Below are 10159 nucleotides of genomic sequence, written 5' to 3' on the forward strand. Positions count from 1 at the left end.
AACCCCTTATTTACTAGAACTCTTAAGTGAAAGAGCATAGGCATCTTGAACATAGCTGTCAATCTTACCTTCTTTTTTGAGTTTAGCGATAACCTTATTAACCTTTGCTTTTAGTTTATCGCTTCCCTTAGGCATTGCGACGGCATAGGCATCTTTTGAATCTGACTTGAGCGTAATGTCTGACACAGCTAGATCACTGTTTTGATCTACATAACCTTGTGCAATGGCTTTTTCAAGAACCACTCCTTCAACTTGACCAGATTTCAATTCATTGATAGCTTCACCAGGTTGTGCCAAGGATACCACATTAGCATCTGACAAGTTGGCTTTGGCGATGTTTTCTTGAATAGAACCTTTTTGAACGGCTACAGATTTTTTAGCAAAATCACCGGTTTGTTTGTAAGTTCCTGTCGCATCTTTTTTAACAACAAGAACTGTTTCAGACTCATAGTAGGTATCTGAGAAATCAAAGATTTTTTGACGTTCTTCAGTAGCTGAGATTCCTGAAATGGCAATGTCTGCCTTACCAGATTGGACGCTGGCTAGGACATTGTCAAAGGACATTTCAGAGAATTTGACTTTCACACCAAGCTCATCTGCAATGGCCTTGGCAATTTCGATGTCTGCTCCAACAATAGTATCCTTACCATCTTGGATTGTTTTAAACTCAAAAGGAGCAAAGTGGGGATTAAGAGCGACAGTCAAGGTCCCCTTATCTTTAACTTTATCTAAAGTGTTAGTCGATGAAGAACAAGCCGCTAAAGCTGTCAAAGCAAAGACACTAGCGAGTCCCAATAAAAGTTTTTTCCATGGTTTCATAATCAATCTCTTTTCTATATTTATTAACTATGTAAGTATAATAATGTATTATTATTCATTTGTCAATGGAAAACTAGACTTTCATTGATTATATTTTTTATTTTTATTAATTTTTTGCTAGTCAATCACTCGGAATTTCCTTTATTTTAAGCCATTATATGTATTTTTTTAATGATAAAAAACTATTCATTCGCTTGAATAAATAGTTCATTTTATTACCAAAATTCTCGGATAAAGTCATTTTCGAGTCGCTCCCGATAGAAAAGTTCTGAGAGATTGTCTTCTTCAAAGACACGTAGTAGATTGAGCATGTCATAAGCTAAATCCATATTAGCTACCTCCTCTCGAGCAACCCAACGAACTTCGCCTTCTTCTGTTGAATGGAGTTTTCCTTCAAAATCCGAAGTTCTATAAAGGAATACTAGATATCGCTCATCATCTGTCGTGTAAAAATGCTTCATACCAACTAATTTAGGGTTTTTGATGGTCAAGCCAGTTTCTTCTTTAACCTCACGGATAACTGATTCTACCAGACCTTCATGTGCTTCGATATGGCCACCAGGTAGGGCTGCTCCCGACCAGTAATAACGCTTTGGATCGCGGATTTGCATGACAATATTTCCACGGCCATCTTCGATGAGACACATATTAGTTAAAATAGTTGCTTGTGAACGTGACATATATTTCCTTTCTTACTTATAATGCCTAAGTGATGTAACTAGCCTTAATCCATACTCTTCAGCTCAAGAACCATATCACGGATTTGAGCCGCCAACTCGAAGTCAAGCAGTTCTGCCGCTTCGTGCATTTGTTTTTGAAGTTTCTTGATGGCTTCTTGGCGTTCTTTCTTGTTCATAGCACTGTAGTCCACAGTATCCTCTGCCACTTCTGCTTCATTGACCTTGGTAATCGAAATAAGGTCCCGAATTTCTTTCTTAATCGTTTGCGGAGTGATACCGTGTTCCTTATTATAAGCCATTTGGATTTCACGACGGCGAGCTGTTTCATCCATGGCCTTCTGCATAGACTCCGTAATCTTATCCGCATACATGATAACGTGCCCTTCACTATTTCGGGCAGCACGTCCAATCGTTTGGATAAGCCCACGTTCATTACGAAGAAAACCTTCCTTATCAGCATCCAAAATAGCAACCAGACTAACCTCAGGAACGTCAATCCCCTCACGGAGAAGGTTAATCCCAATAAGAACATCAAAGACACCCAAACGCAAGTCACGGATAATCTCAGTACGCTCCAAAGTCTTAATATCAGAATGCATATATTTGACCTTGACACCCATTTCCTTGAGGTAGTCCGTCAAGTCTTCAGCCATCTTCTTAGTCAAGGTTGTTACAAAGACACGCTCACCTTTTTCAGTACGGGCATTAATCTCACCGAGAAGATCGTCCATTTGACCCATAGTTGGACGCACTTCGACTTCTGGATCAAGAAGCCCTGTCGGACGGATAATTTGTTCAACGACGGTCTCAGTCTGCTCCATCTCATAGTCACCTGGTGTCGCTGATACATAAACAATCTGATGCACATGACTTTCGAATTCTTCACGACGAAGGGGACGGTTATCAAGAGCTGACGGTAAACGGAAGCCGTAATCAACCAACATCTTCTTACGAGCTTGGTCTCCGTTATACATTCCCTTAATCTGTCCCATGGTCATGTGACTTTCGTCAATCATGATGAGGAAATCTTCTGGGAAGAAATCAAGTAAAGTAAACGGTGGCTCGCCTTCTTTTCGACCATCCATGTGGCGCGAGTAGTTTTCGACACCGTTGGTGTAACCCATCTCACGGAGCATTTCGACATCGTATTCTGTCCTTTGACGGATACGTTGAGCCTCGATGAGTTTCCCCTCGGCTTCAAATTGCTTAACCTGAGCCTCCATCTCTTCCATAATATTCTTGATGGCTTCTTCCATATGCTCTTCATTGGTCATAAAGTGAGTAGCCGGGAAAAGAACAAGGTGCTCAACTTCACCGAGATTACGTCCGGTCAGACTCTCAATCTCACAAATGCGGTCAATCTCATCACCGAAAAATTCGACACGAAAGGCGTGCTCATCACGGCTGGCAGGAAAAATTTCGACCACATCGCCACGCACACGGAATTTCCCACGTTGGAAATCAATATCGTTTCGCTCAAACTGGATATCAACTAGGTCATTTAGCAGCTTGTCTCGAGAAATCTCTTGGCCTGGTCGAAGGCTGACTGCTGAATCAGCATATTCTTTGGGCGAACCCAAACCGTAAATACAAGAAACAGAAGCCACAACGATAACATCATTACGCTCAAGGAGGGCCGACGTTGCTGAGTGTCGTAGCTTATCAATTTCATCATTTACAGAGCTATCTTTTTCGATATAGGTATCTGATGATGGTACATAGGCCTCTGGCTGATAGAAATCATAGTAGGAAACGAAGTATTCTACAGCATTGTCTGGGAAAAATTCCTTGAACTCACCATAAAGCTGACCTGCCAAAGTTTTATTGTGGGCGATAACTAAGGTCGGTTTATTGACGCGCTGGATGACCTGACTCATGGTATATGTCTTACCTGTCCCTGTCGCCCCCTTTAGAATTTGAGCCTTCTCACCACCTTCAATATTATCCACCAAGGCTTCGATGGCCTGAGGTTGATCCCCAGAAGGTTCATATTTAGAAACCAAATGGAATTGGTTATCTTCTTTTCTATCTATCATTCTTTTTCCTTTCATTTATGTAATCGTTCATCTCTTGGTCGGAGAAAAATTCTCCTTCTGCGATAGAAATGTGAATCATTTTTGTCTAAGCAACGTATTTTCTCTTTTTTCGTGTCTGAAAACCAAGTTTTTTATCATATTTCAAGGCCGTTTTACTATCATTGAAAAAAATGTATAAAACTCTATATCTCTGCCTTTCCCAAGACCTTATTTTTCCGAAATCATCGATACGTTTTAGAATATAGTATATAGTCGACGAGTGTTTGGCATCATCCATTGGCGTTGACCAATCCTTCATAACCAAGTCAATCTCAGACAGCGGAATCTCAAAGGTTACTCGTCCACATAACCTTCCATAATAAATAAAGGTATCATTGTTAATTTCCAAAATTTTTTTATGACCTTTAAGTCTCACAATACCGTCAACTAAATTAGTCAGAGCATAAAGAAATATTAATAAAATGAAGAAGGCAACACAGTTATCTACAAAGTTCCCAAAACGATAATCATCTATAAGAAACCAGCAGAATAGACCGGTGGAAGCGACAAGAAATATAAGTCCATAGACAATTTGTACACAAATCATACCTCGCACAAGTCTAACTCTCATCTCTTCCCCTTTTCCAAACTTTCTTCTATTTTAACACAGAAGTAAAAAGACCGAGTCTTTGAACTCAGCCTTAAAAGTTTTCTTTTTTCAATTGTAGACGAAGTATGATAATCCCTACTAGGAGAACGAGACAGGTAACAAGATTTCCTTCTAAACCAAAAGCTCCTCCTGACAACCAATCAGGCACGCCTGACCTGGCCTGAAAATGTAATAAGGTTCCACCGGCATTCTGTCCACTCACTGCCACACCAACTATATTCCCTTGCGTAAAGTTCCAAGCACCGTGAAGGGCAGCAACACCCCAGATATTATCTGTCTTGAGCATGTAAAGCGCCGTGAGAACTCCTACTAGAACAATACTGATAAGAGACAAGGCTGTAACACCTTGATTTCCTAGGTGTAATATTGAAAAGAAAGAACTTGAAATAGCAATTCCCCAGGAAAGGTTCAATTTATTAGTCACCGTCTGAAGTAACCAACCACGTGTCACCAGTTCCTCGGTTCCACCTTGGATAAACCAAAAAGGGATTAGGGATAGTATATATAAGAGGGTTCTCTGAGAAAAGTCTACTTTTAGAAATTCTAACCCTCCAAGTAAATAAGTTCCAAGGAAACTAACTAACAAGAGTAGAGTCCCAAGTCCCCAACCCTTAAGCAAGTTCAACCAAATATGACCCTTAAAAAATCCTAGTGTACGAATGGGGCGTTTTTCAACAACTTTAACCCAGAAAAAGATAGCTAAGGCAGTAAAGACAAAGGTTCCCAACTGAAAATACAAGGTTGAAAATATTTTATAGTAAATCGAATGTATATCCTGGAACTGAATGTTGCCATTTAATACTAAGAACGAAAGAACAATAGCCATTGGAATTCCCACAACAATCCCTGATAGAAATCCACTTATAAGGAAATAACCAAAGGCAATAAAACAGGACAGCATAATCATCAGCCAACTTGGGACTTTATCATATCGACTGGTATATTTCTCAAGCATACGTTTCTTCATTTTTTTAGCTCCTGTAACAAATCTTACATGTATTCGATTACAGTGTAACTAATTGACACAAGCTTGTCAAATTCTTCTAAAAAAGCTCTCATAACTAACTGATTTTGTCATATTTTCTAACATAACACCTCTGGAAGTTTGATATCAAGGGCTTTTTTTGATAAAATGGGAAAGTATTTTATAAAGGAGAACTTTTTATAATGAAGAAAAAACTTCTGACACTCTTTTTGAGTGCCATGTCTGTTTTCTTTGTTTTCGGAGCTAAGGTATCTGCCGAGACTGTCTCAGTCGTTTCAGATACAGCCTATGCCCCATTTGAATTCAAAGATTCTGATCAGACCTATAAGGGTATCGACGTTGATATCATCAACGAAGTTGCCAAACGTAAGAATTGGGACGTTAACCAAACCTTCCCTGGTTTCGATGCCGCCGTTAACGCGGTTCAATCAGGACAAGCTGACTCCCTCATGGCCGGTACTACTGTTACCGACGCACGTAAGAAGGTCTTTACTTTCTCAGACACTTATTACGACACCTCAATTGTTATCTACACACGTAGTAGCGATAAAGTCAGCGACTACAAACAATTGAAGGGTAAAACAGTCGGTGTTAAAAACGGTACCGCTTCTCAAACTTGGCTTGATAAAAACGCTAGCAAATATGGTTTCACAGTTAAAACTTTTGACACTAGCGACTTGATGAACAACAGCTTGGATTCTGGTTCTGTTGACGCAGCTATGGACGACACACCAGTTGTTAAATACGCTATTGGTCAAGGAAAAGACTACGCTATCAACATTAAGCCTGAATCTATCGGTAGCTTCGCTTTCGCTGTTAAAAAAGGTGGAAAACACGAAAATCTTATCAAAGACTTCAACGAAGCTCTTAAGGAAATGAAGGAAGACGGCACCTACGACAAAATCATGAACAAATGGTTGGGTGACTCATCAAAATCTTCTTCATCAAAACCTTCAGCAGATCTTAAATTGACTGGTGATGCCAACGCAAAAGCCACTCCTGCTAAGGAAACCTACACTATCTCAATGGACTCATCTTTTGCTCCATTCGAATACCAAAATGGTTCAGGTAAATATGTAGGTATCGATGTCGATATCATCAATGCCATTGCTAAAAACCAAGGTTTCAATGTCAAATTGACAAACCCTGGTTTCGATGCATCACTTAATGCTGTACAATCTAGCCAAGCTGATGCCGTATTGGCTGGTATGACCATCACTGATGCTCGTAAACAAATCTTTGACTTCTCTGATCCTTACTACACATCAAACATTCGTTTGGCTGTAGCTAAAGGAAGTAAGGTTAAATCTTACAAGGATCTCAAAGGTAAGACTGTAGGAGCTAAAAATGGTACGTCATCTTACTCATGGTTGGAAGACCACGCTGGTGAATATGGCTATACTGTTCGTGCTTACGATGAAGCTTCTACTATGTACGACAGCTTGAACTCTGGTTCAATCGATGCTCTTATGGATGATGAAGCCGTTCTTCTATACGCTATCCAACAAGGGCGTAACTTTACAACACCTATCGAAGGTATTGCTACTGGTGAAGTCGGCTTTGCTGTTAAAAAAGGTGCTAATCCTGAGTTGATTGAAATGTTCAACAATGGTTTGGCTGCTATCGTGAAAGATGGTACTTACGATAAGATTATCAATAAATACCTCGATAGCAACAAATCAAAAGAAGGAAGCACAAAAAAAGCTACCGATGAAACAACCATCGTAGGCTTGATTAAAAACAACTACAAACAACTTCTCCAAGGTCTTGGAATTACCCTTGGTTTGACCCTTCTTTCATTTGCTATTGCCATGATTATCGGTGTTATCTTCGGTATGATGGCAGTTGCACCAAACAAGACACTTCGTGTGATTTCACAAGTCTTTGTTGACGTGGTTCGTGGTATCCCATTGATGATCGTTGCAGCCTTCATCTACTGGGGTATTCCTAACTTGATTGAAAATATCACTGGTCACCAGTCACCAATCAATGATTTTGTGGCAGCAACAATCGCCCTCTCACTTAACGGTGGTGCTTACATTGCCGAAATCGTGCGTGGTGGTATTGAAGCTGTCCCTATTGGTCAGATGGAAGCCAGCCGAAGCTTGGGTGTTCCTTACAATACAACAATGCGTAAGGTTATCTTGCCACAGGCGGTTCGCTTGATGTTGCCAAACTTCATCAACCAATTTGTTATCTCATTGAAAGATACGACTATCGTATCAGCTATCGGTTTGGTTGAACTCTTCCAAACTGGTAAAATCATCATTGCTCGTAACTACCAATCATTCCGTATGTATGCGATTTTGGCCCTCCTTTACTTGGTTATCATCACATGCTTAACGAAATTGGCTAAACGACTAGAAAAGAGACTTAAATAATGGCTGAATTGAAAATCGATGTGCAGGACTTGCACAAATCATACGGCGACAATGAAGTCCTTAAAGGCATTGACGCCAAATTCTACGAAGGTGACGTTGTATGTATCATCGGTCCTTCAGGTTCAGGTAAATCAACCTTCCTTCGTACGCTTAACCTACTTGAGACAGTGACATCTGGTAAAGTAGTCGTTGATGGCTATGAATTATCAGATCCTAAGACAGACCTTGACAAAGCCCGTGAAAATATCGGAATGGTCTTCCAACATTTCAACCTCTTCCCACACATGACAGTCCTTGAAAACGTAACATTTGCACCTGTTGAACTTGGACGTATGAACAAGGAAGAAGCTGATAAATTAGCTATGGATCTTCTTGATCGTGTCGGACTTGCTGACAAGGCCGATGCTACACCAGATAGCTTGTCAGGTGGACAAAAACAACGTGTGGCAATTGCACGTGGGTTGGCGATGAATCCTGACATCATGCTCTTTGACGAACCGACTTCTGCCCTTGACCCTGAAATGGTCGGAGACGTTCTTAACGTTATGAAAGAATTGGCAGAGCAAGGTATGACCATGATTATCGTTACTCACGAAATGGGATTTGCTCGTCAAGTTGCCAACCGAGTAATCTTTACTGCGGACGGTGAGTTCCTCGAAGATGGTACTCCAGATCAAATCTTTGATAACCCACAACACCCACGTTTGAAAGAATTCTTGGACAAGGTTCTAAACGCCTAATTATCAAAACAGTTACTCTTGCTAGAGTAGCTGTTTTTGATTACCATTTTGGATAGTCAAAACCACCCGTGAGAATGATATGATACCTCTTAAGTAGACAAGGTAAATACCTAAAATCTACTTAAGAGGTATTTTTATGTCTAGAAGAGAAAGGTTCACCCCATACGAGAAAGAACAAGCTTGTCTCGATTATATTAATTGTAATCGTTCCAGATCTGAGATATGTAACTGTCTCCATATTTCCACAAGGACGATTCAAGATTGGGCTGCCATCTATAAAAAATATGGGATTTTAGGATTCACAAAGAAAACAAAAAACCGTTCCTATTCAAAAGAATTTAAAATGGAACTTGTAGAAAAATGTATTAGTGGTGAGGCTTCATCTATTGATTTAGGTCATCAGTATGATATTTCTTCAGGACTTTTAAGAAAGTGGATTAGGATGTATAATGCCAATATAGAACTTAAGGATTACAATCCAAAACGGGAGGTCTATATGGCAAAAGCAAGACGTAAAACCACTATTGATGAACGCAAAGAGATTGTCAACTATTGTATTGAACATAATCGCAATTATAAGGAAACGGCATCACTTTATGATGTTTCTTATAGCCAAGTGTATTCGTGGGTGAAAAAGTATGATAGTGATGGTGAAGAAGGTTTAGTTGACAAAAGGGGTCATCACAAACTAGATGATGAGGTTGATGAATTAGAACGTTTACGAAGAGAAAATGTGCGCTTAAAACGTCAGTTAGAAGAAAAGGATATGACTGTTGAACTCTTAAAAAAAGTGAAAGAATTCGGAAGGATGTGAGGCTAGGCAAACAGCGCCACGAATCAAAATACTTAGCGATCGAAGACTTCAACACCAACAAAGGGTGGAGCATTAGCTGGATGTGTCATCAGCTCGGCATTACGAGGTCTGCATTTTATAAATGGAAACATAGAATAGTTCCAGAACAAGAACAATTAAACAGCGAAATTGCGGAATTAATTAAAGAATATGACGAACGTTTTTCACACATCTTGGGATACCGAAGAATGACCGATTGGATCAATCATTTCAATCATACGAATTACTCAAGAAAGAGAATTCACCGAATTATGAAAGTACTCGATATCCACGCTTTTATCCGTAAGAAAAGGAAAAAATACAAGACTGCCAAGCCTAAAGAAACTGCAGAAAATAAGTTGGCAAGAAACTTCTATACAACTGCTCCGAACAAAAAATGGGTAACAGATGTTACAGAGTTTAAGATTCCTAACTCTCATAAGAAACTCTATCTTAGTGTCATACTTGATTTATATGACCGCTATCCTATTGCTTTTGTCATAAGTGGTCGAAATGACAATCGGCTGGTCTTCAAAACATTTGACAAAGCCATTGAAAAAAATCCCGCAGCGAAGCCTATATTTCACAGCGATAGAGGGTTTCAATATACCAATAAGAACTTTCAAAAAAAGCTGAAAGATACTGATATGATTCAATCCATGTCAAGAGTGGGCCATTGTATTGATAACGGACCAATAGAAGGTTTTTGGGGAATTATAAAATCGGAAATGTATCAGATGTATGAGATTTCAGATGAGGCCTCCCTCCGATATGCCATCAAAGACTATATCCGATTTTACTGTCAAGAGCGTCCACAAAGTAGGTATGACTGTAAAACGCCTTTGGCAGTAAGAAACGCTGCCTTATCATCAGAACATCCTTTGTCATACCCAATCGCTAAGAATAACAAAATTGAAAAGTACAAGTCTAAGTGGTCTGCATAAAAAAACAGCCGTACATTTATTATGTAAGACTGACCTTCAAAAACAGACACTTTTTTAGATATTTAACCTGTCTACTTGACAGGGGGCATATCA

8 protein-coding genes and 1 pseudogene are annotated in these 10159 nt (G+C 39.6%); 4 read left to right on the plus strand and 5 right to left on the minus strand.

Features of this window, described 5'->3' with window-relative positions; genetic code table 11:
- Positions 1 to 6: 6 nt before the first annotated feature.
- The 5 genes and pseudogenes from ACT170_RS09050 to ACT170_RS09070 all read right to left on the minus strand — a co-directional run bounded on the left by ACT170_RS09050 (position 7) and on the right by ACT170_RS09070 (position 5151).
- Positions 7 to 819: a transporter substrate-binding domain-containing protein gene (locus ACT170_RS09050; protein ID WP_444818232.1), complete on the minus strand. Its 813-nt coding sequence runs from the start codon at positions 817 to 819 to the stop codon at positions 7 to 9.
- 215 nt (positions 820 to 1034) lie between these two features.
- Positions 1035 to 1499 (minus strand): 8-oxo-dGTP diphosphatase, encoded by a 465-nt coding sequence (locus tag ACT170_RS09055; protein WP_002884748.1) that lies wholly within the window; start codon positions 1497 to 1499, stop codon positions 1035 to 1037.
- A gap of 44 nt (positions 1500 to 1543) precedes the next feature.
- A complete protein-coding gene (uvrB, locus tag ACT170_RS09060; RefSeq protein ID WP_041826694.1) occupies positions 1544 to 3535 on the minus strand; it encodes an excinuclease ABC subunit UvrB in 1992 nt (663 codons plus the stop codon).
- A pseudogene (locus ACT170_RS09065) lies at positions 3525 to 4145 on the minus strand (hypothetical protein). Before ACT170_RS09065 ends, uvrB begins: the two are co-directional and overlap by 11 nt.
- Positions 4146 to 4215: 70 nt before the next feature.
- Positions 4216 to 5151: a CPBP family intramembrane glutamic endopeptidase gene (locus ACT170_RS09070; RefSeq protein WP_444818233.1), complete on the minus strand. Its 936-nt coding sequence runs from the start codon at positions 5149 to 5151 to the stop codon at positions 4216 to 4218.
- A gap of 200 nt (positions 5152 to 5351) precedes the next feature.
- Between ACT170_RS09070 and ACT170_RS09075 the strand changes: the two genes are divergently transcribed.
- The 4 genes from ACT170_RS09075 (at position 5352) to ACT170_RS09090 (ending at position 10066) form a co-directional block, all read left to right on the plus strand.
- Complete coding sequence (locus ACT170_RS09075) at positions 5352 to 7550, plus strand: ABC transporter substrate-binding protein/permease (protein ID WP_444818234.1); 2199 nt, start codon at positions 5352 to 5354, stop codon at positions 7548 to 7550.
- Positions 7550 to 8290 carry an amino acid ABC transporter ATP-binding protein gene (locus ACT170_RS09080; RefSeq protein ID WP_037601657.1) on the plus strand — a complete coding sequence of 247 codons (741 nt, stop codon included), beginning with the start codon at positions 7550 to 7552 and terminating at the stop codon, positions 8288 to 8290. The genes ACT170_RS09075 and ACT170_RS09080 overlap by 1 nt, the downstream gene beginning before the upstream one ends.
- Positions 8291 to 8426: 136 nt before the next feature.
- Entirely contained in the window at positions 8427 to 9104 is a 678-nt protein-coding gene (locus ACT170_RS09085; protein WP_288586508.1) for a transposase, read from the plus strand.
- The gene (locus tag ACT170_RS09090; RefSeq protein ID WP_002890057.1) at positions 9101 to 10066 is read left to right on the plus strand and encodes an IS3 family transposase; all 966 of its coding nucleotides are present in this window, start codon (positions 9101 to 9103) and stop codon (positions 10064 to 10066) included. Before ACT170_RS09085 ends, ACT170_RS09090 begins: the two co-directional genes overlap by 4 nt.
- Positions 10067 to 10159 lie beyond the last annotated feature (93 nt).

The sequence above is a fragment of the Streptococcus sp. cx1 genome, from assembly GCF_052384325.1.
In the GTDB taxonomy this organism is placed as follows: domain Bacteria; phylum Bacillota; class Bacilli; order Lactobacillales; family Streptococcaceae; genus Streptococcus; species Streptococcus salivarius_G.